We start from the raw sequence: 21,836 nt of genomic DNA on the forward strand, positions 1-21,836 counted from the left end.
CGACTGGCTCCTGGAGCTGCGTTCGAGGACGCGCAGCCGTTCGGCACGCCGACGGGACCGCCAGCACACGGCGAGCCCTCGCGGAGCGCCGACGCACTGGGAACCGTCGTGGGCCGCGTCGACGACGTCGAGCTGGTCCACGCCGAGGGCAAGATGGCGCTGCAGGCAGCGCTCGAGATCGACGGGTTGTCGCCGGCGACGGCGGGGCGGCGCGCAGACTGCATGGAGTCCTGGGCGAACCAGACCCAGGCTGTCCTGTCCGCCGGAATCGCCGCCGGGTCCGCGCACCTGGGCGACACGCTGCAGGTCGCCGTCCTGCGTGCCGGCGAGCAGCGATCGGCCTCGCGGCAAGCGGTCCGTGAGCGGGCGGTGCGGCTGTGTCCGACGCACTCCACGCAGCTGAGCAACTCCGGGGTGTGCGACGCCTGTGAGCTCGACGGGTGAGTGCTCAAGGCGAGCTCGCCCGCATAGAAACACCATGAGCACCCAACACTCGGGCTTCGCCCACGAGTCAGTCCATCGTCAACCAGTCGGTCGAGTGGTACACGCCCCCGGAGCTCTTCGAGGCCCTAGGGCCTGTTTCGGAATTGTGATGTGACCTGCGGTTTCGTCATGATTGAGGTCGTGGGCGATGGGCCGGGGCGGCATGATCTGAGCGATGAGGCGTGGGCGGTGCTGGCGCCGTTGCTGCCGGTCAGGGCGCGTGGACGCAAGGCGCGGTTCTTGCGTCGGCAGATCGACGGGATCCGGTTCCGGGTCCGCACGGGGTGCCCGTGGCGGGACGTTCCTGGCGACCGGTACGGGCCGTGGGGTAGCTGCTATCGCCGGTTCCGGGACTGGCAGCGCGACGGGACCTGGGGGCAGGTGATCGACCGGTTGCGCACGATCAGCGACGGGGCCGGGCTGATCGGGTGGGACCTGAACATCGACTCCACGATCGCTCGCGCTCACCAGCACGCCGCCGGTGCTCGCCGTGACCCGCAGGCGCAGACCGAGCCGCCGGGCGCCGAGCCGGTCGACCACGGGCTGGGGCGTTCCCGGGGCGGGTGGACCACGAAGGTGCACGCGGCCGCCGAGCAGGGGCAGAAGCTGATGGGCATGGTCGTCACGGCCGGGCACCGCGGCGACAGCCCGCAGTTCGCGCCCGTGCTCGCCACCGTCAAGGTGGCCCGTCCCGGTGGGGTCGGTCGCCCGCGCACCCGCCCGGACCGAGTCCGCGCCGACCGGGCGTACACCTCGGCCACCAACCGGGCCCTGCTGCGTGCCCGTGGGATCGCCGCGACGATCCCGGAGAAGGTCGATCAGCAGGCCAACCGCAAGAAGAAGGGCTCGGCCGGTGGGCGACCGCCGAAGGTCGACTTCACCGACTACAAGCTGCGGTCCGCGGTCGAGTGCATGTTCAACCGCCTCAAGCGGTGGCGGGCGGTGGCCACCCGGTTCGACAAGCTCCAGGTCCGCTACGAGACCACCGTGACCGTTGCCGCGATCGACGACTGGGTGGCCGCGATCGTCCGGGCCGCCTGAGCGCTGGCATCCTTGCGGGCGTGGAGTACTACGCCGCCCCCGAAGGACGCGACGACGTTGATCAGCCCGACCGGGGCGACCTGATCGACCTCGTCAACGAGCTCGACACCGACACCAACACGTTCTTCATCGTCTTCCCACGTGACGACGACCTCGAGTGGTCCTACGCCGTCTCCAAGAAGATCAGCGCATTCGGCGGCTTCGAGCTCGACCGCTTCGATCCCGCCGCCGGCGCCCACGACATCACCACCGCCGCCGACCCCCACACCATCGCCGAAGACATCCTCACCTGGATCCGCCGGCGCTAACCCATTCCGAAACAGGCCCTAGGGCTCGAGTTCGACCTCGACCCATGCTCGCCCGGCGCCGGGAAGTCGTTCGTCCCAGCCCTGCACCACTACACCGAGGCCGATGACGGCCTCACGTTCCCATGGTTTGGCACCGTCTGGATGAATCCTCCCTACGGGCTGGAGACCGGTGCCTGGATGCGCAAGATCGCTGAGCACGGCGACGGCATCGCCCTCGTCTTCGCCCGGCCCGACACGAAGTGGTTCCAGGAGCACGGAGCGACCGCCGACGTCACGTGCTTCGTGTCGGGTCGCATCAAGTTCTTCCGCGGCAACACCAACGACCGCGCAGGCACCCCAGGTGCCGGGTCGATGCTTCTGGCGTGGGGGCCGAAGGCGTCTGCAGCGCTCCTGTCGGCCGGGCTCGGTGCCTGCTTCGCCCGCGTCCACGCGGGCAGCCTGCCCCCGGCGGGCTAGCTGTGATGTCCAGGCAGGTTGTTGTCGATCCTGCTGATGGGTGGGGCTCCGATGGCGGAGTGGTGCCTGTGGTGATTGTAGAAGTGGAGCCAGCCGGGTAGCGCGGATCGGCGCTCGGATTCGGATCCGTAGAAGCGGGCGTAGGCCCAGCCGTCGGCGAGGGTGCGGTGGAAGCGCTCGATCTTCCCGTTGGTCTGCGGCCGGTAGGGGCGGGTCTTCTTCGCGGTGATCCCGAGCTGCGTGCAGGCGTCGCGCCAGGCGTGGGACTTGTAGGCAGACCCGTTGTCCGAGAGAACCCGCTCGACGGTGACGCCGCGGGCAGCGAACCAGGACACCGCGCGGCGCAGGACACCGATCGCGGTGTCTGCCTTCTCGTCGGCATGGATCTCTGCGTAGGCGACGCGGGAGTGGTCGTCGATCACGGTATGCACGAACGCAGTGCCGAGCTTGGGCTCGTGACGGTGGTTCCTGTTCTTCGTGCGGTTGGCGGTGGCTTCCCGGTTGCGCTCGCCTTGGACGCGTCCGACGAATCGCCAGCCGCCACCATCGGGGATGTTGCCGAACTTCGTGACGTCGACATGGATCAGCGAGCCGGGGTGGTCGTGCTCGTAACGGCGGATCGACTCACCGCTAACTCGGTCGATATGGCTGAGCCTGTTGATCCGGCAGCGCACCAGGACCGCGTGAACGGTCGATGCGGGCAGGCCGAGCTCGCCGGCGATCTGTATCGGTCCCAGTCGGCGTCGCCACCGCCTCTTCACGATCTGCTTAACCACGGGCAGTGGTGTCTTCGTCGGCATCGACCATGGTCGGCTCGAACGATCGGCCATCCCGGCGGGTCCCTCCGAACGCAGCCGGGCCGCCCACTTGCGGGCAGTGACGGGCGAGACCATGAACATCTTCGCTGCGACCTGCGGCGACCAGTGATCCTCGACGATCAAGCGCGCCAGCCGCAGCCGGGCACGCGGGGTCAGAGCAGCGTTAGCGTGGGACACGAGGGCCTCCCGGTTCGTGAAGCGGTTGAACTCAACAACTCCACTTCACAACCGGAGGCCCTCACCCTCAGCTCTTCACGGCCGTGTCGCCGAAACAACGTCCCTGGACATCACAGCTAGCTCGTGATCGCCGTCGACCGGAGTACCTGTCGCAGGCGGTCCCTAGTCTGGCACCGTGACGTTCACCGCTCTGCATCGCGTCCTCGGGGTCGCGCCCGGACCACTGACGATCGAGATGCTGGATGCTGCGGTAAGCGGTGGGGTCGTGGAGACAGACGACCTGGACTGGAAGTCGGAGCTCCCCGGCCAAGGGCTTGCCACAGACGGACTTCCCCAAGGACGTCGCGGCGATGGCGAACAGTGGTGGCGGCGTCATCGTGTTCGGGGTGCGGGAGTCGCAGAAGGCGGCGACCGAACGGGTCGACGTGGGGGAGCTGACCGAAGCCTATGAGCGCTCTCTGCGCAGCGCGGCGATCACCGCTATCACGCCGCCGGTCTTCAGGCTCAACGTGCATCGCCTCGGTGACGAAGGCAACCGGGCGGTCGTCGTAGAGGTGCCTGCGAGCGTCGACGGGCCGCACCTGATCTACAAGAACGACTACTTCGCGGCGCCGGTGCGCAACGACTCGGACACCGTCTGGATGAAAGAGCGCCAGATCGAGGCGATGTACCGGGCCCGCTTCGAGGAGCGCCGGCACGCGACCGAAGCACTGGACTCGTTGTACGACGAGGCCGCAGCGGGCCGGGACTCTGACAAGCGCGCCTGGCTGATCGCGGTGGCGCACCCGCGCATCCCTCGCTCCCGCGACCGTCTGACTCGTGAGGATGCTCGATCGGTGCTGACGAAGACCATGGGGCTGGCCCTCACCTACGCGGGGCGCGCAGGCATCCACCCGCTGGAGAACGTCGACCGGAACAATCCGCGTCCGGGACTGCGCCGTTGGGTCGCTGTGAACACGGCGACCGGTGAACGCTCAGTCTGGAGGAGGCGTGGCTGAGCGTCCACCATGACGGCTCGGTCACCGTCGCGACGGCCGTGGGCGGGCACCGGACGAGAATCGACGATTACTTCGACGGCTGGCAGGTCGAGTCTGCGGCCATCGAGTGCGCGATCGCCGATCTGATGGCACTCGTGAGGACCACGGCGGAGGCCACCGACAACGACGAGTACGACGTGCGCCTCGGGATCAAGTGGACCGGCGAACGTTCGCTGGCGATCCTGACGAGGGACAGCATGGGCCTCGTCGACGACGAGGTCTCGACGCCGTTGCACCACTACACACCGGTCGAGACCACTGTGAATGCCGTCGAACCGGCGTTGGACTTCTTCTGGCACATTCACGACTTCGCTCAGGACGCCGTGAATCAGGGCGGCATCTCGAACGTGAGGATGATCCAGCCGCCCTCCCACGACGAGGCCGTGTAGACCAAGGACCCCTGGCACTTGCGGACTCGCGCCTGTGGTCAGGCGCACATCAGCAGTTGCAGGTCCACAGCACGGCCAGACCAAGGTCGAGCCAGCCAAGGCGCTGTCTCATATGCTGAGATCTTCCGTCACGCGCAGAACGCCCAAATCTAGAGTCTGCCCACCGTTGCCGAGGTAAGCGCTGTGGCTTGCCTGACAGAACTCTTTGGCAGTGTCGGAGCAAGGCAGCGGCGGAAGGCGGGACATGGGCGCGAGGCGGCGACGGCTGGTCCGTGTGACGGGTGTGGTGGCAGTGGTGGCCTTGTCGGCCGGTGCGGCGTGGGCGGTTCTTCCCGATGACGCTGAGGATCCGGCTGCGGCCACCGCCGCGGACTGCTCCGCGACCGAGGTGGCGACGATGGGCGAGGCTGCAGAGCTCGCCGTTGCGTGTGGTCATGACGTAGCAGCGATCGAGAGCTACGACCCCTGGTCGTCGTTGCAGGCCACGCCCGACGGCTTCGTCCGACAGGTGGAGAACGCCGGCGCGGTGCGCACCGACCTCTCCGGCGCCTGGGAGCCCGTGGACCCGAGCATCGTGAAGGACCCACAGACTGGCGAGCTGAAGATCGCGTCGCCCGTCTACGACGTGAGCCTCGACGCGGATTCGCCCGAGAAGCTGATCTCGATGTCGACGGATGCGGGCTCGGTCTCGATGGGGCTGCCCCTCGACCTGGGCGAGTCCGTCGTTGAAGGTGCGAGCGTGTCCTGGCCGGTGCTGAATGCATCGGGGGAGGCGATCGACGGGGCCCTTGTGCGTGTTGACGTCCAGCCCGACGCGACGGGCGTGACTCCCGTGGTCGAGGTCGCGAACCGTGACGCCTACGACGAGGTGGCGAAGTCCGCCGGTCCTGGCGGCCTCGCGTTCAGGGTGACGACGACCAGCGGGCTCACGGTGGCGCCATCGGGTTCGGCGGATGCAGGCTTCGAGGTCCGTGACGGCGTAGGCGAGAAGGTTTTCGAGGGCGGGCGGGCGCTGCAGTGGGACAGCTCGGGTGCGACCGAGCCAGGCGCGGCGGAGGAGCCGGAGCCTGTGCCGCCCGCGGCCGGGACAGTGCCCGATTCGGGCGCGTCGTTGGTCGACGGCGCCGAGGCTGCTCCGGGCCTGGAGCGGTCGGCCGGGGACACGGAGGCGAACCTGGAACTGACGACGCTGAGTGATCGATCCCTGACGCTTTCCCCGATGAGGAGATGATCCGGGACGGGGGCACGACGTGGCCGGTGGCGATCGACCCGCCGATGTCGGGAATCTCGCGACACGAGTGGACGGTCGTACGGTCGGGTTGGCCGACATCAACGAAGTACAAGTCCACGGCGTCGGAAGGCGTGGGGTTGTGTGACGTCCAGGCAGACTCGTCATGCAACCTGGACAACAAGCAGCGGATGATCTGGGAGTTCACGGGGCTGAGCACAGCATCGCTCGCGGCCGGCGACATCATCTCGGCGACATTCAAGGCTTACGGAACCCACTCGTACGACTGTGCGGGAAACAGCCTGCAGCTGCACTTGATGTCTGCGGGGATCAGCTCGTCTACGACATGGAACAACCAGCCCTCCTCGAAGCTCTACCTGGACTCGCAGTACCCCGTGATCCGCGAAGGTCAGTGCGGCAAGCCGGGCTGGACGAGCTGGGACGCGACGAGCGGCGCGAAAGAGATCGCGGGCAGCTCGGACACCATGGTCCTTGAGCTGAAGTCCCCGACCGAGTCGACGATGTCGTCGTGGCGCCGCTACTACCTCTACAACGCGTCGCTCGAGATCAAGTACAACCGTGCACCGACGAAGCCGTCGAGCATGAAGACGCTGGTCGGTGCGACGAACGAAGGGTGCACGACGGGGTCGGGACGTCCCCTGCTCACCAGCACCACTCCCAAGCTGTCGGTCGTCGCGAAGGACCCCGACGGCCAGAACGTCGCGGTGACGTTCGAGGTGTACAAGGGGACGCGCTGACATGGTCGGCCACGACCACGGGGCAGGCATCGGGTGCGACGCACACCGTTTCGGTGGCGTCGGGGAAGCTGGCTTCCGGTTCGACGTACAAGTGGCGTGCGCGAGGCCATGACAACGACGCGGACTCCGCGAAATACTCGTCCTGGGCGGGCTGGTGCGAGTTCACGATCGACACCAGCAAGCCCGCTGCCCCGACCATCACTCCGGTTGAGCCGACGGGTGCTAACTCGTCGATTCGTGCCGTCTACGTCACGGACATCGAACGCGGTGGCAAAGGCCAGAAGGGCTGCTTCAAGATCAGCCGCGGGTCGTCGTCGGATGTGGACCACTTCGAGTACGGGTTCGACGTGGAGACATACCCGTCGTCGGTGACGCCCGGCAGTGATGGTTCTGCGCAGGTGTGTGTCTCGCCCACCACGGAAGGTCCGAAGTTCGTCCTGGCGCGCTCTGAGGACAAGGCCGGCAACATCTCGGCGTCCCGCCGATACGAGTATGTCGTCGCGACCGCACGCGAAGACGGGATCTGGAACTTCGACACCAAGAAGAGTCCGGTCCCCGACATCTCGCACAAGGACACCGGCGAGGCGAACCCGGCTGGCGAGCTGACCGTCGCAGGCGCCACGTGGGTCACCGGACCCCACACGCTGTTCGACTCGCGGGACGGGGACTGGGCGCTCAACTTCGACGGCGTCAACGACGAGGCATTCACCGACTCCCCGGTCTTCGACACGACTCAGAGCTTCGTGGTCAGCGCGCACGTGCGCCTCGACGAGGGGACGAAGTGGCATACCGCGATCATCCAGGAAGGTGCCTGGAAGAACGCGTGGCGCGTCGGGTACCGGCCCAGCGGGTGTGAGGCGTACGAGCCGGCGGGCTGGACGGGCGGGTGCTGGGTATTCGTGATGTACGCGACCGAGGGCGGCACGTGGAAGGCCGTGTACTCCACGGTCCATCCGAAGGTCGGGCAGTGGACCCACCTGACGGCGGAGTTCGACCAGCCCGAGAAGAAGGTCCGGCTCTGGACGTGCGACATCGGCACTCCTGAAGACCCAGCTCCCGGCGAAGCCATTGAGGCCGTGGCGGCCTCACCGAACCCGATGTGGCGTGCAGCAGGGCCGGTCGTGGTGGGCCGCGGGCAGATCGACGGCGCGAAGTCGGACTGGTGGGACGGACAGATCGACAACGTCCGGATCTTCAAGGGAGAGGTCGTCGCAGCGGCCAAGGTGCGTCGCATGTGCCAGGGGGCCGAGGCCAACGACTTCAGCACGGGTGAGACCGCGCTGGACCCGACGACAAAGGCCGGCCAGTGACGCGCCGCGCGAACGTGAAGGTGGCAGGGATGAGGAGAAGGTTCGTGCGGCGTCCCGCAGGGCTGGCGCTCGTGGCGGGCGTAGTGGTGCTGGCGCTCGGGGTGGATCCGGGGTCGCTGGCGTCCGCGGTGACCCGTCTGGTCACCGAGGACGTGGGCGCGGTCGACGACCTGCAGACCCGTGAGGACAACTTCAAGGACGTCGTCGGAGGTCTCGACATCGGCAGCGGGGTGGATGCCACGCCGATCACCGGGGACGCCTGGGTACCGGCACCTGATGACGACGAGTCCGACCTGCCTTCGGACCTGCCCGAGGCCGGCCAGCAGACGGTCGCCCTCGCGGCTGGCACGGAATCCACCGAGCCAGCGGTGTTCCGCGCGGCGACCGTGGCGGACGCCGAGGAGTCCGACGGTGTCGATGTCACGGTGGGCGGGCTCCCGCTCACGGTCGCCCCGGTCGCAGATGCGGCCACACCGGACGCCGTGACCATTCGCGTCGCGGACCAGATCGAGAGTGCCGCGGCAGGGGTGACGGGTGTGATGCTCGACCTGTCCGACGCCTCCGAGGCGCCGCGGGCCGAGGCGACACGGATCCAGGTCTCCCTCGACTACAGCAAGTTCGCCGGCCTCGCCGGCGGCGACTGGGCGTCGCGTCTTCACCTGGTCCAGATCCCGGCGTGCGCACACGACACGCCGGCGGACCCTCGTGCCGTGTGGTCCCGGTGGGGTCCACGAACGACTTGACCGACGAGACCGTCACGGCGACGGTGGTTCTTTCACCGGCTGCCAGCGGGACGCAGCCGGCCTCCGCGTCGACCAGCTCCAACGCGATTTTCAGCGCAGCGTCCTTCAGCAACGTCCAGACGGCCCAGACGGCGCAGGCCAGCAGTGCGACGACGCTCGCTCTGGTCGCGGGCGCCTCGGGCTCGGCGGGCAACTGGGGTGCGACGAGCCTCGCGTCGTCCGCGTGATGGGGTACCTCCGGTGCGACGGGTGCGTTCACGTGGTCCTATCCGCTGCGCTTCCCGGCGGTCCCTGCGGGCCCGAGCCCTGACCTCGCGCTGTCGTATTCCTCGGCCGCATCTGACGGACGAGTGGCCTCCACGAACAACCAAACGTCGTGGGTCGGCGAGGGCTTCGACCTCACGTCGAGCTACGTGGAGCGCAAGTACGTGCCGTGCTTCGACGACCGCGACCCCGCAGACACGACGGGGGACTCGGCCAAGGAGACACCGAACAACGCCGACCTGGAGACCGGTGACCTGTGCTGGGGCGGGGAGAACGCGTCCCTGGTCCTGAACGGGTCCGCGGTCGAGCTCGTCAAGGACGCCTCCACCGGCGAGTGGCACCCCAAGACCGAGGACGGGGCGAAGGTCGAGCTCAAGACCGGGGGCTGGAACGACGACGAGGTCGGTCACCAGTACTGGGTCGTGACGGCCGGCGACGGCACGAAGTACTACTTCGGCCGGGACAAGCGGTCAGCGGATGACGCGAGCCTCGGGTCAGCATGGTCCGTGCCCGTTTACGGCAACCACCCCGGCGAGCCGTGCCATGCCGACACGTTCAAGGCGTCGTCGTGCAAGCAGACCTGGCGCTGGAACCTCGACTACGTCGTCGACCCGTCAGGCAACACGATGACCTACCGTTACGCGCCGGAGACCGCCGCGTACCAGAAGGTGCAGGGCCCCGACCTGGCGACGTACACGTCGGGCGGCCGGCTGATGAAGATCGAGTACGGCACACGCAGCGGCGACCTGACTGCAGCGGCCCCCGCCGTGGTCGAGTTCACCGCCGCCACGCGGTGCGAGGCGAAGTCCGGTGTGGACTGCTCTGCGTCGAAGATGCTCTCGAACAAGGCCAGCTGGCCGGACGCGCCCACCGACCTGTACTGCGCTGCGGACGCTGACACGTGCCCGACCCAGTACAGCCCGGTGTTCTTCGACCGGTACCGGCTGACCAAGATCACCACGAAGAGCTACGACGGATCGACCTACCAGCCGGTGGACTCCTGGACCCTGACCCAGTCATACCTGAGCCCGAACGACGGCTCTGCCGGAAAGGGTGGCACGGGCAAGATCTTGTGGCTGAAGTCCATCGTCCACACCGGGCTTGGCGGCACCGCGAGTACCAGCGATGACATCACCTTGCCGGCGGTCCTCTTCGACAAGGTCATGCTGAAGAACAGGGTCAACTCGGTGACGGCCGGTCCGCCGTCGATGTGGCGACCGCGCGTGTCGTCGATCCGCAGCGAGTCCGGGGCTCTGACCTCGGTCAACTACAGCGACGGCACCGACTGCACGCCCACCACTCTCCCGGCGGACCCCAAGACCAACACGAATCTCTGCTTCCCGGTGAACTGGGACCCCGACGGCGAGACCAAGAACGCTCCCGAGTGGTTCCACAAGTACGTGGTCGAGTCGATCGTCGAGAACGGCGCCGCGCCGAACCAGGGCAGCAACACGCTCGTCACGGGCAGCGCCCAGATCACGACCACCTACTCCTACTCGGGCGGCGCGGGATGGGCCAAGCCCACGGGCGCGCTCCTGAAACCGAAGCAGCTCACGTACTCCGACTTCCGCGGGTACCCGACGGTCACCACGACCGTGGGTGAGGGCGGCGACGCCACGAGCACGCAGACCCAGTACTTCCGAGGGCTGGGTGGCGACGTGGCGGCGGGACCCGACGGGTACGGGGTGAACGCGACCGATGACTCGAACCTCGAGGGGCAGGTGTTCTCCACCAGTCAGCGCAATGGCACCAAGACCGTGTCCCAGACCGTGACCGTGCCCAGCGGGATCACGACCACGGCGACCGACAAGGACGGGACCAAGGCCACCAGGATCGCAAAGTCCACGACCTATGGCTTCACGTTCGGGCAGGACGGCGCGGTCGACCAGCGCACGAAGTCGGTCACTAGCTTCGATGCCCACGCTCAGGTCTCGGCCGTCGACGACGCCGGCGACGTCACCACGACGTCAGACGACCAGTGCACCCGCACCACCTACGCCCATGTGGACAACGACGCGCTGGCGGACGCCAACATGATCGCCCTGCCCGCGCGCACCGAGGTCGTGTCTGTGGCGTGCGGAACCACACCGAGCCGCCCGAAGGACGTCATCTCCGACTCCTTGTCGACCTACGACTCCAAGGGCCGGGTCCTCGAGGCCTGGGGTGTCCAGGCCGACCTGAACCGGTCGACCGGCACGCTCGACCCCGCGACCCACGCCGGCTACACCATGACCCAGACCGTGGTCTCCTACGACGATCGGGGTAGGCCGACTGCGACCAAGGACGCTCTGGGCCGGCAGACCGCCATCGCCTACACCCAGTCCGGAGGTGGGCTGCTTCAGCAGGTCGTCACGACCAGCCCCGACCCGGACGGCGCGGGTGCCCTCACCGGGATGACCTCGACCACGGTCTACAACCCGTTGACGGGGACGGTCACTGAGACCCGCGACACCAACGGGAAGAAGACGACCGGGACCTACGACGCGCTCGGTCGTCTCAAGGACGTGCGCAACCCGGACCGGCAGGGTGCCTCGGTGCCCTCGACCGCCTACGAGTACGCCGTCCACGAGAACGGCCTCAACTCGGTCGTCACCAAGGCGATCGGTGCGGACGGGAAGACCCAGCACACCTCGAGCGTGCTCTACGACGGGCTGATGCGGCAGTTCCAGACGCAGACGGAGTCCGCCGACGCGGGCGACTCGCAGAAGGACTCCGCGGCCACGCGTGGACGGGTCGTGCAGCACACCTACTACGACTCCGCCGGCCGGGTCCAGAGCCAGACCGACCAGTGGTGGGCCAAGGGAGCGCCCTCCGCGTCAGCCGTGACTCCACCGGTCGTCCCGGTCGCCCACACCACCTACGTATATGACGGTGCCGGCCGAGTCACCGACCAGATCCTGTGGAACGGGACCGACTCCAACCCGGACTACGAGCAGTGGCGAACGGTCACCGACTACGACGGCCGCTACACGACCGTCGTCCCGCCCGCTGGAGGAACCGCCACCACCACGGTGGCCGACGCACGCGGGCGCACGACCGGGCTGTGGGAGCACTTGGCACGGCCTGCGGTGACCAAGGGGGCACCCACCAAGCCGAGCACCCTGGGCGGGTTCGACCCCGCACTCTCGCTGCGTCGTCGTACCAGGCCACCAGCTACACCCTCGACGCGTCAGGTCAGCTGACCACGATGAAGGACCCGAAGGGCAACACCTGGTCCTACAGCTACGACTTCGCCGGGCAGCAGATCAAGGCCGACGATCCTGACGCCGGGGTCGCCGCCACGACCTACGACGCGGCCGGTCAGGTCACGTCGACCACGGACGCGACGGGCAAGAAGCTCACCTACGCCTACGACGGGATCGGACGCCCGACCACGGCCAGCGAGGGCAGCACCGTGCGGTCCAAGTGGACGTACGACACCGCCAAGGACACGGCCGGCAAGGTCCTGCTCGGGCAGGTCGCCTCCTCGACCAGGTACGTCGACAGCGCCGCCTACACGACGTCCGTGCCGACCTACGACGACGCATACCGGCCGCTCGCCACCACGGTGACGCTCCCCGCTACCGGCGACCTCGCGAAGCTCACGGCGCGCTCGTTCACCACGAAGTACACCTACACCGCAGACGGGCAGGTCGCCTCGACCACGCTCCCGAAGATCACCACCGGAGGCTCCTCTGGCGGCTCCGCGGTGCTGGGCCAGGAGAAGGTCACCACCTACTACGACACCGCGTCCCAGGCCCGGTGGATGGGCGGCGGCTTCGGGTGGGGCACCTACGTCGCCGAGTCCCGGTTCTCCGCCTACGGCCAGCCGCTCGCGATCGACCTGGGCAACACCTACGGTGCTGTCGCGTCCTACCGGTACGACGAAGTCACCCGCCGCCTGACCAGCGTCGCGCTCAAGCGCGAGCAGATCACCGGCACCGACCTCGCCGTGAGCTACAAGTACGACGCCGCGGGCAACGTCACGTCCGTCACGGACCAGCCCACGAACGGCGCCCTCGGTGGCACGGCCGGGCAGGACAACCAGTGTTTCAGGTACGACGGGCTGCAACGACTGACGACAGCGTGGACGGCCAAGACTGCGGGCGACTGTTCTCTTGCGCCGAGCCAGGTGACTGCGGCGAAGGTCGGGGGAGCCGCGCCGTACTGGACCGAGTACTCCTACGACCCGTTGGGTAACCGGACCGTCAAGACCGACCACGCCACGGACGGGTCGACTGGCACAACGATGACCCGGTCCACCTATGGGCAGTCCGCTGGTCCGCATGCGCTCACGTCGACCACGGTGTCGACGAACGGCGGCACGGCGGTCGCTGGTGCGATGTTCGGCTATGACGGGGCGGGTCAACAGACGTCGCGGCATGTGCCGGGGGCGTCGGCATTCACCATGTCCTGGGATGCTGGCGGTTCGCTCACGCAGATCGCGGCGACGGGCGCGGGTGAGGAGTCCGACCCAGGGCTGGATGAGGGTGAGGCGTCGTTCGTGTACGACGCGGACGGGAACCGGGTCTCTCGCACGGATGCGGGTGGGACAACGGTGTATCTGCCGGGTGGGCAGGAGTTCCACGTCGATTCTGACGGCGGGGTGAGCGCGACCCGGTACTACAGCTTCGCGGGCCAGACGGTCGCGGTGCGCACCGACCGGGGCCTGGGCGGAGTGACGTCGCTGGTCACTGACCCGCACGGCACCACGTTGGCGGCGGTCCCGAACACGACCTGGACGACGACGAGCGTGGAGCGGTTCTTCACCGACCCGTTCGGGGCCGTGCGCGGTCCGTCGACGATCGAGACCGTTCCCGGGGACCGGCAGTTCCTGGGCAAGACGCGGGACGAGTCGACCGGTCTGACGTTGCTCGGGGCCCGGTACTACGACGAGACCACTGGGACCTTCATCTCGGTCGACCCGCTGCTGAGCCCGACGGACCCCCAGCACTGGAACGGGTACGCGTACGCGCGCAACAACCCGCTGACCTACTCCGATCCCGACGGGCGGATCCCGGTGCCCTACGCCTACGGCGACGCCCTGATTCCGGGGCGGCCCGTACCGACGGCCTCCGCAAACCAGCACACCGCATCCAAGACGCACCAGTCCGACACCCCGACCAGTACCGCCCGCCGCGCAAACGCGAGCGTGGGGACCAGCACCGTGACGAACTCGTACCTGGGCGGCGCCGGCAACAAGCCCGCTTCGGCGGCGCCTGTGCAGGTCTCGTACCCCGCGTCCGCCGCGGGCGCATACGACCCGAATCGCGAGTTCCATGACCGTCCACAGAACGTCTTCGAGTGGGCGATCTGGTATGCGTTCGGCTTCGACGACATGGAGAAGTGTGACGCGGGCTCCAACTTCTCCTGCGTGATGGCCATGGCGTCGGTCGTGACAGTCCCGATCGGCGGACTCGAGGGTATCGGTGCCAAGGCAGTCGAGAAGGTCGGCGCCAAGACGGCCGCCAAGGTCGTGGAGAAGGCCGCAGCGAAGAAGGCGACGAGTACCGTCCTGGCCAACAAGGCTGCCGGAGACGCTGCTCGGGACTCGATAGCCGCGGTACACCCAGGCTCTGCAATTGAGCAATCATTCCAAACCGAATTTGGGGTTCGTCGAATTGACGTCTTCACCGGGTCTGGCACGGGGATCGAGTCCAAGGTGGGGCGAACATCTCTCTCAGCGTCGACCCGGTCTCAGATCGCCAAAGACTCCTGGCTGATGGAGAATAACCCCGAGGTCGGCGGAATCGAATGGGTCTTCACGCGGAGTGGCGTGACTGGGCGCCTCGGCCCGACCAAGCCGCTCCAGAACGCCTTGACGGAGGCGCGGATACCATGGACCGTGATCCCGTGACGATCGACTGGGCTGGCTACCAGCCGTACCGTACCGGCAGCACCAAACCGCCAAAGGCGCTCTCCCGCAAGGAGGCGCGCCGGGTCTACGAGCACTGCATGGCGTCCCGGCCCCAGCGGCGCGAGATGCTGGCACGGCTGCTGGGGTCCAGCGGGATTGCGCTCGCGGCTTCCGACTCGGGAATTCAGGAACTCAATGACTGGTTCCTCCAGCACCTTGAACCTGACCCCGATCGGCCCGGCCGTCTTGGCGGAGAGTGGTACTCCGTCTGTCACGACATTGGGCTCTTCCTCGGCGACACTATGATCGAACGTCATCCCAAGCTGCATTGGGAGTTTTTCGTCTGGGGAAAGACCAGCAATGCGTTCCAGCGGCACGTGATTATGGGGTTCAGTACAGAAGATCCCAAGCGCCACACAAATCTTGACATCGACGGTAGCGTTGCAACTTATGGGCACAGAGTCGTTGAGAGTAGAGGATCGGTGCCTACGTATGGAACGGTCACCGTACGTGGGGTCGAGCTCGATGTGAACGCCGTAGCAGCTCGTCACCGGGCACGCGCGGTCGAGACAGACGCGTTCCACCGCTGGTTGCAGACAGCCGCACGAAGGGCCTAGTTAGGGCCATCCCTGTTGTCATGGAACAAGGCTCGTGGTGCCTCGCGACCTCTAGCCGTGGTCTGCGCTCGCCTGGCGCGGGTTCGATCTCGGGGCATACGAGCGGCTTTTGTAGGCTCATCCCAATCGAGGGTGTAGTCGGGGTCTGAAGCCGCCGGTCTCCAGGAGGGATCTGGCGATGTAGTTGGTCAGGTTGCGGAATCCGAGGGCGGACCCGCGGAGGTGTTCGAGCCGGCCGTTCAGGGCCTCGGTCGGGCCGTTGGATGTGCCGGGCCGGTCGAAGTAGGCCAGCACGTCGGCGGCGCGCTTGGTCAGCGTCCGGCCCAGCGTGATCAACTCGGTCAGCGTCTTCGGGACGCCGGCGCTCAGGTCGGTGATGAGCTTGTCCATCAGCTCGCGGCCACGGCGACGATCTTCGTGGCGGTAGGCGGTGATCATGCGTTGGTAGATGCCCCAGGTCGCTTCGACCTCGACGTGTTGGTCGTCGGTGAACAGGGCAGTGATCCGCTCGACCTGACGGTCGGTGAGCAGGCCGGCGCCGGTGTGCAGGGTCCGCCTGGTCTTGTAGAGCGGGTCGTCCTTGAACCCGCGGTGGCCAAGGATCCGCAGCTGGACGCGTCGCCGACACCGGTCGAGGGCGTCGCCGGCCAGCCGCACGACGTGGAAGGGATCCATCACTGCGACCGCGTCCGGGACCTCCTCAGCGGCGGCTGTCTTGAACCCGGTGAACCCGTCCATCGCAACGACCTCCACGCCGTCACGCCACGCCTTCGCCCTGGCCGCGAGCCAGGTCTTGAACGCGGACTTGGAACGGCCGGCGACCATGTCCAGCAACCGCGCGGGCCCGGTGCCGTCGCGGACCGGGGTGAGGTCGATGACCACGGTCACGTACTTGTCACCCCGCCTGGTGTGCCTCCACACGTGCTCATCGACGCCGATCACGGCCACACCCTCGAACCGGGCCGGGTCATCGATCAGGACACGCTGCCCTTCGCCCAGAACGGCGTCGTTCGCGGTGTCCCACGCGACTCCGAGACCTTCGGCGACACGGGCCACGGTCAGGTGCTGCACGACGATCCCTTCCAGCGCCCACCGCAGCCCGGCTCGCGACAACTTCGCGCGCGGTTCGGCCGCCGCGGTGGTGTCTTGTCGCCACACGTGTCCGCACTCGCGGCACCGGTAGCGGCGCACGAGGACTTCGAGGACGGTCGGGCGCCAGCCCAGCGGCTCGTGCGCGAGTCGCCGAACCACGCTGTCACGTGCAAGACCTTCCCCGCCGCAGCGGCGGCACCAGCGGTCGGGCTCGACAACGCGGCACGCGAGGACGGCACGGTCGAGCTCAAGGCGCTGGCCGACCACAACCAGGCCGAGGCCGTCGAGTCGGGCGAAGGTCGTCAGGTCGGGGTGGCCGAATCCAGCCGGCGGGGTAGCGTCAAGCACGTCGAGGTCTTCCAGATGGTGAGCGTCAGAACTTCCATCTTCGGGAGACCTCGACACCTACCCGCGGACCGACGCGCCAGCCCGACCTACACCCTCATCTGGGAAGAGCCCTTTTGTACTGAGACGGGAGTTGCACGGCGAGGGTGCCTGTTCGTCGTTCCCGGGGAAGAGCCGCTGGACTTTACGGGACGTCTGGGCACGACGCGTAGGTCGAGCGGGTAGCTCATTTTCCCGGCAGGTGCGCCTGGGCGAAGTACGCCGCAGCCCGGCGGAGCACCTCGTTCTCCTGCTCGAGCAGACGCACCCGGCGACGTGCTTCGCGCAGCTCGGCCGACTCGGACGCGGTCACGCCGGGCTTGGCGCCGTCCTCGACGTCAGCGGCGTGCATCCAGTTGCGCAGGCACGACTCGGAGATGCCGAAGTCCTTCGCGATCTGCTTGACCGGGGCCTCGCCGCGACGGGCGACAGCCACGACATCGTCGCGGAACTCCTTGGGATGGGGTGCGGGCACAAGGCACATCCTTCCAGTGACGCCTCACGGCACCACAAGTGAGGTGTCACCTATCCGTGCAGCAGTCCCGCTCGATGTAGACGGCAGTCCGGCCCTTGCCGGGCTTCGGCTCGACGACGAGCGTGGTGTCGGCCCAGTCGTCGGACGCGTCGCCGCGGAGGGACACCGAGGAGGCGGACAGCCAGCCGCGTTGGACGAGGGTGCGCGCCCTGTCGACCCGGAGGCCGAGCAGGGCGCCCGCCATGACCACGTGCTCGAGCGCGGCCAGGACCTCGGGGTCGGCTCCCGGGTGCGCCCGGTTAGTCGGGACCCACTCGTGGACGCTGCCGCGTCCGATCCCCAGGCCGTCGTCGGAGGCTGAGATGGCGAGCGGGCCCCGGCTGGGCAGGGTCAAAGACCCGTGCCACTCACGGGCAGGGCCGTCGGGGTGGCCGGCGCTCATGCTGACCTGCAGGTCGCCGCGTATCCCGCAGCGGCGCAGCTTGGCGAGCACGGGCTGGTTGACGTCGATCCACCGGTCCATCCGCACGGACCAGGAGCCGATCACGTGCAGGTCGTCCCCCAGCGTGCAGGTGCGGGCGTCGTGGTCGTAGGCGGTGATCGCCTGTGCCCGGGGCACGCCAGCGGGCTACTGGAAGGTCCGGGCGTCGGGCCTGTCTACGCTCCGTTCCCACACGCGCCCGTGTGATCGGTCGGGGTTGCGCGGTGGTCGCCGCTCGGTAGCATCGTGGTGGGCGCTTCCGCGCCCGAGGACCGGTTGCACGGCAGGAGGGTGACATGGGGATCGAGGACCAGGCGGGCCAGGCACAGGGCGCCGCCGACAAGGCGAAGGAAGGGCTCGAGGGCGCGGCCGAGAAGGCCAAGGACGGCATCGAGGGGCTGCTCGACAAGGCGAAGGGGTTCCTGACGGACGACAACGTCGACAGCGCCGCGGAGAAGATCAAGGGACTCACGCCGGACTCCGTCGACTCGTTCGTCGACAAGGCTGCCGAGCAGGCCAAGAAGCTCAACGACTGACGACCGGGAAGGCGTCGGCCGCCGGGCGCGGTCTGTCGGTACCATCGGGGGTCGCTGCCAGCAGGCGGCGGCCCCCGATCCCTAGAGGAGACCTGACGTGACCTCCGTGCCCGAGTCGCAGCTGACCATCACCGTCGACGGGGAGCAGCGCGAGGTCACGACGGTCACGACGGGGCTCGACCTGTTCGGGGACCGCAGGGACGTCGTCGTGCAGCGCGTCAACGGGTCGCTCAAGGACCTCGCCGTCGCGCTCGCCGACGGCGACGTCGTCGAGGCCGTGAGCGTCTCCGAGCCCGACGGTCTCGCGGTGCTGCGGCACTCGACCGCGCACGTGCTCGCGCAGGCGGTCCAGCAGGTCAACCCCGACGCGAAGCTCGGCATCGGGCCGCCCATCACCGACGGCTTCTACTACGACTTCGACGTCGACACCCCGTTCACCCCCGAGGACCTCAAGGCCCTCGAGAAGGCGATGCAGCGGATCATCAAGGAGGGCCAGACCTTCCACCGTCGCGTCGTGACCGACGAGGAGGCCCGCGACGAGCTCGCGACCGAGCCGTTCAAGCTCGAGCTCATCGGGCTCAAGGGCAAGGGTGAGGCGACCGCCGCCGCGGCCGAGGGTGCGGCCGTCGAGGTCGGTGAGGGCGAGCTCACCATCTACGACAACGTCCGCCGCGACGGCACCGTCGCGTGGAAGGACCTGTGCCGCGGCCCGCACGTACCGAGCACGCGCTCGATCGTCCCGAACGCGTTCAAGCTCATGCGCACCGCGGCCGCCTACTGGCGCGGCCGCGAGAAGAACCCCCAGCTCCAGCGCGTCTACGGCACCGCCTGGCCCAGCAAGGACGAGCTCGTCGCGTACACCGAGCGGCTCGCCGAGGCGGAGCGCCGCGACCACCGTCGGCTCGGTGCGGAACTCGACCTCTTCTCCTTCCCTGAGGAGATCGGATCGGGCCTGGGGATCTTCCACCCCAAGGGCGGCATCATCCGCAACGAGATGGAAGCCCACTCCCGGCGCCGCCACATCGACGCCGGGTACGACTTCGTGAGCACGCCCCACATCACCAAGGGGCGGTTGTACGAGATCTCGGGGCACCTCGACTGGTACTCCGACGGCATGTACCCGCCCATGCACGTCGACGAGGAGCTCGACGACGACGGCAGCGTCCGCCGAGCGGGACACGACTACTACCTCAAGCCGATGAACTGCCCGATGCACATCCTCGTGTACAAGTCGCGGGGGCGCTCTTACCGTGACCTTCCGTTGCGTGCGTTCGAGTTCGGGACCGTGTACCGCTACGAGAAGTCGGGGGTCGTGCACGGCTTCACCCGTGCGCGTGGCTTCACTCAGGACGACGCGCACATCTTCGCGACGCGTGAACAGATGCGCGAAGAGATCCAGAACGCTCTGACCTTCATGCTCGACCTGCTCCGCGAGTACGGGCTGACCGACTTCTACCTGGAGCTGTCGACCCGCAACCCGGAGAAGTCGGTGGGGGAGGACGCCGCATGGGAGGAAGCGACCGAGACCCTGCGCGAGGTCGCCGAGGCGTCCGGCCTCGACCTCGTTCCTGACCCCGGCGGCGCGGCGTTCTACGGCCCGAAGATCTCCGTCCAGGCCAAGGACGCGATCGGCCGGACTTGGCAGCTGTCGACCGTCCAGCTCGACTTCAACCTGCCTGAGCGGTTCGACCTCGAGTACCAGGCGGCCGACGGGACGCGCCAACGTCCTGTGATGGTCCACCGCGCGCTGTTCGGGTCCTTCGAACGCTTCTTCGCCGTGCTGCTCGAACACTATGCGGGGGCCTTCCCGGCGTGGCTCGCCCCGGTTCAGGTGTTGGCCGTCCCGGTCGCAGAGCCGTTCAACGACTACCTGGCCGACGTGGTCCGCGAGCTCAAGGACCGGGGTGCGGGCCGAGCTCGACGACTCGTCCGACCGTTTCGCCAAGAAGATCCGAACCGCGAGCACGCAGAAGGTGCCGTTTGTCCTCATCGCCGGGGGCGAGGACGCGGAGGCCGGGGCGGTGTCCTTCCGGTACCGCGACGGCCACCAGGAGAACGGCATCCCAGTGGACCAAGCGATCGAGCGGATTTTGACCGCGATCCGCGACCACGCGCAGGTCTGACGCGTGGACGCCCCCGACGACGCGGCGCGCGTCGACGACCTCGCCGCGCACCCGGGCGACCCCGACGGCTTCCAGCGACTGTGGACGCCGCACCGCATGGTGTACATCGGCGGCCAGGACAAGCCGGCGGACGCGACGAGCGAGCAGTGCCCGTTCTGCCGCGCCCAGCAGGGCAGCGACGAGGACGGGCTGATCATCGCGCGCGGCCGGACGGTGTTCGCGATCCTCAACCTGTACCCGTACAACGCCGGGCACCTCATGCTGCTCCCGTACCGGCACGTCTCCGACTACACGGAGCTCACGGCCGACGAGCAGGACGAGCTCTCCGCATGGACGCGCACGGCGATCGAGACGCTGCGCGCCGTCTACCGGCCGGGCGGCTTCAACCTCGGGACGAACCTCGGGGTCGCCGCGGGGGCGGGGATCGCCGCGCACCTGCACCAGCACGTCGTGCCGCGATGGGTCGGGGACGCGAACTTCCTGCCGATCGTCGGGCAGACCAAGGCCGTGCCCGAGCTGCTCGCGGACACGCGAGCGCGCCTGGCCGCAGCCTGGCCCGCGCAGCCGGTGCCCCCGACCGAGCCCCAGGAAGGGGACACCGAGTGATCAGCAAGCTCCGCGCCGGGTTCGGACGCCTGTTCCGGCCGGTCGCCCAGTTCCTGCTCGACCACGGCGTCAGTCCCGACGCCGTCACGATCGTGGGCGCCCTCGGCGCCGTGGTCGCGGCGCTCTGGCTGTATCCGACGGGACACCTCGTGGCGGCCGGCATCGTCATCGGGATCCTCACGCTCTCGGACGCGCTCGACGGGACCATGGCACGTCTTGCGAACCGGGTCGGGCCCTGGGGCGCGTTCCTCGACTCGACGCTCGACCGCGTCGTCGACGGCGCGATCTTCCTCGGGATGACCGTGTGGTTCGTCCGGCACGCCGACGCGTCGGTTGCCATGTGGGGCATCGTGGCGGCCCTTGCCTGCCTCGCGATCGGCGGCGTCGTGCCCTACGCCCGCGCCAAGGCCGAGTCGCTCGGTTACGACGCGAACGTCGGCATCGCCGAGCGCGGCGAGCGGCTCGTCATCTCGCTGACCACGGCCGGGCTCGTGGGGCTCGGCCTGCCGCAGGTCGTCCTCGTCGTCGTGCTGTACCTGCTCGCTGCGGCCAGCGCGGTGACCGTGGTGCAGCGCATGGCGGCCGTGCGCCGTCAGACGCGCGCCGAGGCGTCGTCGGGTGACGTCACCGAGCCGACGGCGCCCGCCGAGCCCGACGAAGGAGCGTGACAGGCC

At 68.3% G+C, this 21,836-nt stretch carries 19 protein-coding genes and 3 pseudogenes; 18 read left to right on the plus strand and 4 right to left on the minus strand.

Annotated features, from left to right (window positions below):
* The first annotated feature begins 108 nt into the window (after nt 1-108).
* From QQK45_RS17260 to QQK45_RS17275, 4 genes are all read left to right on the plus strand, one after another.
* Nucleotides 109-444: a hypothetical protein gene (locus QQK45_RS17260; RefSeq protein ID WP_284294304.1), complete on the plus strand. Its 336-nt coding sequence runs from the start codon at nt 109-111 to the stop codon at nt 442-444.
* A gap of 168 nt (nt 445-612) precedes the next feature.
* Nucleotides 613-1,524 carry an IS5 family transposase gene (locus QQK45_RS17265; RefSeq protein WP_284291714.1) on the plus strand — a complete coding sequence of 304 codons (912 nt, stop codon included), beginning with the start codon at nt 613-615 and terminating at the stop codon, nt 1,522-1,524.
* A 20-nt stretch (nt 1,525-1,544) separates the two neighbouring features.
* Complete coding sequence (locus tag QQK45_RS17270) at nt 1,545-1,832, plus strand: hypothetical protein (protein ID WP_284291717.1); 288 nt, start codon at nt 1,545-1,547, stop codon at nt 1,830-1,832.
* Nucleotides 1,833-1,835: 3 nt separating this feature from the next.
* The gene (locus tag QQK45_RS17275; RefSeq protein ID WP_284295091.1) at nt 1,836-2,288 is read left to right on the plus strand and encodes a DNA N-6-adenine-methyltransferase; all 453 of its coding nucleotides are present in this window, start codon (nt 1,836-1,838) and stop codon (nt 2,286-2,288) included.
* Here the strand turns inward: QQK45_RS17275 and QQK45_RS17280 are convergent.
* The gene (locus QQK45_RS17280) at nt 2,285-3,283 is read right to left on the minus strand and encodes an IS481 family transposase (protein ID WP_284294191.1); all 999 of its coding nucleotides are present in this window, start codon (nt 3,281-3,283) and stop codon (nt 2,285-2,287) included. The genes QQK45_RS17275 and QQK45_RS17280 overlap by 4 nt on opposite strands.
* A 350-nt stretch (nt 3,284-3,633) precedes the next feature.
* On the opposite strand from QQK45_RS17280, the gene QQK45_RS17285 reads away from it, so the two are divergent.
* The 10 genes and pseudogenes from QQK45_RS17285 (at nt 3,634) to QQK45_RS17335 (ending at nt 15,465) form a co-directional block, all read left to right on the plus strand.
* On the plus strand, nt 3,634-4,281 hold the full coding sequence (locus tag QQK45_RS17285) for an AlbA family DNA-binding domain-containing protein (protein ID WP_284294305.1): 648 nt from the start codon (nt 3,634-3,636) through the stop codon (nt 4,279-4,281).
* A 38-nt stretch (nt 4,282-4,319) separates the two neighbouring features.
* Nucleotides 4,320-4,709: a hypothetical protein gene (locus tag QQK45_RS17290; protein WP_284294306.1), complete on the plus strand. Its 390-nt coding sequence runs from the start codon at nt 4,320-4,322 to the stop codon at nt 4,707-4,709.
* 274 nt (nt 4,710-4,983) lie between these two features.
* Nucleotides 4,984-5,940: a hypothetical protein gene (locus QQK45_RS17295; protein WP_284294307.1), complete on the plus strand. Its 957-nt coding sequence runs from the start codon at nt 4,984-4,986 to the stop codon at nt 5,938-5,940.
* Nucleotides 5,937-6,695 carry a DNRLRE domain-containing protein gene (locus QQK45_RS17300; RefSeq protein ID WP_284294308.1) on the plus strand — a complete coding sequence of 253 codons (759 nt, stop codon included), beginning with the start codon at nt 5,937-5,939 and terminating at the stop codon, nt 6,693-6,695. The genes QQK45_RS17295 and QQK45_RS17300 overlap by 4 nt, the downstream gene beginning before the upstream one ends.
* Nucleotides 6,696-6,748: 53 nt before the next feature.
* Nucleotides 6,749-8,005, plus strand: a complete 1,257-nt coding sequence (locus QQK45_RS17305; RefSeq protein WP_284294309.1) for a LamG domain-containing protein — start codon at nt 6,749-6,751, stop codon at nt 8,003-8,005.
* Nucleotides 8,006-8,049: 44 nt separating this feature from the next.
* Nucleotides 8,050-8,748, plus strand: coding sequence for a hypothetical protein (locus QQK45_RS17310; RefSeq protein ID WP_284294310.1), 699 nt, complete (start codon nt 8,050-8,052; stop codon nt 8,746-8,748).
* On the plus strand, nt 8,745-8,975 hold the full coding sequence (locus QQK45_RS17315; RefSeq protein ID WP_284294311.1) for a hypothetical protein: 231 nt from the start codon (nt 8,745-8,747) through the stop codon (nt 8,973-8,975). The genes QQK45_RS17310 and QQK45_RS17315 overlap by 4 nt, the downstream gene beginning before the upstream one ends.
* 24 nt (nt 8,976-8,999) lie before the next feature.
* Nucleotides 9,000-12,194 (plus strand): annotated as a pseudogene (locus tag QQK45_RS23415) (hypothetical protein); the annotation flags it as partial.
* Nucleotides 12,195-12,199: 5 nt separating this feature from the next.
* Nucleotides 12,200-14,848, plus strand: a complete 2,649-nt coding sequence (locus QQK45_RS17330; protein WP_284294312.1) for an RHS repeat-associated core domain-containing protein — start codon at nt 12,200-12,202, stop codon at nt 14,846-14,848.
* Complete coding sequence (locus QQK45_RS17335) at nt 14,845-15,465, plus strand: hypothetical protein (RefSeq protein WP_284294313.1); 621 nt, start codon at nt 14,845-14,847, stop codon at nt 15,463-15,465. The genes QQK45_RS17330 and QQK45_RS17335 overlap by 4 nt, the downstream gene beginning before the upstream one ends.
* Nucleotides 15,466-15,582: 117 nt before the next feature.
* Here QQK45_RS17335 and QQK45_RS17340 read toward each other — a convergent pair whose 3' ends face one another.
* The 3 genes and pseudogenes from QQK45_RS17340 to QQK45_RS17350 all read right to left on the minus strand — a co-directional run bounded on the left by QQK45_RS17340 (nt 15,583) and on the right by QQK45_RS17350 (nt 18,035).
* Complete coding sequence (locus QQK45_RS17340) at nt 15,583-16,905, minus strand: ISL3 family transposase (protein ID WP_284292202.1); 1,323 nt, start codon at nt 16,903-16,905, stop codon at nt 15,583-15,585.
* A 206-nt stretch (nt 16,906-17,111) separates the two neighbouring features.
* A pseudogene (locus QQK45_RS17345) lies at nt 17,112-17,416 on the minus strand (transposase); the annotation flags it as partial.
* A 46-nt stretch (nt 17,417-17,462) separates the two neighbouring features.
* Nucleotides 17,463-18,035 carry a hypothetical protein gene (locus QQK45_RS17350; RefSeq protein ID WP_284294314.1) on the minus strand — a complete coding sequence of 191 codons (573 nt, stop codon included), beginning with the start codon at nt 18,033-18,035 and terminating at the stop codon, nt 17,463-17,465.
* A 158-nt stretch (nt 18,036-18,193) separates the two neighbouring features.
* Between QQK45_RS17350 and QQK45_RS17355 the strand changes: the two genes are divergently transcribed.
* The 4 genes and pseudogenes from QQK45_RS17355 (at nt 18,194) to pgsA (ending at nt 21,830) form a co-directional block, all read left to right on the plus strand.
* Nucleotides 18,194-18,433, plus strand: a complete 240-nt coding sequence (locus QQK45_RS17355) for a hypothetical protein (protein ID WP_284294315.1) — start codon at nt 18,194-18,196, stop codon at nt 18,431-18,433.
* A 121-nt stretch (nt 18,434-18,554) separates the two neighbouring features.
* A pseudogene (gene thrS / locus QQK45_RS17360) lies at nt 18,555-20,556 on the plus strand (threonine--tRNA ligase).
* A gap of 3 nt (nt 20,557-20,559) precedes the next feature.
* Nucleotides 20,560-21,162, plus strand: coding sequence for an HIT family protein (locus QQK45_RS17365; protein ID WP_284294316.1), 603 nt, complete (start codon nt 20,560-20,562; stop codon nt 21,160-21,162).
* Complete coding sequence (pgsA, locus tag QQK45_RS17370) at nt 21,159-21,830, plus strand: phosphatidylinositol phosphate synthase (protein WP_284294317.1); 672 nt, start codon at nt 21,159-21,161, stop codon at nt 21,828-21,830. The genes QQK45_RS17365 and pgsA overlap by 4 nt, the downstream gene beginning before the upstream one ends.
* Nucleotides 21,831-21,836 lie beyond the last annotated feature (6 nt).

Source organism: Luteimicrobium album (assembly GCF_030161555.1).
Taxonomy (GTDB): Bacteria; Actinomycetota; Actinomycetes; order Actinomycetales; family Cellulomonadaceae; genus Luteimicrobium; species Luteimicrobium album.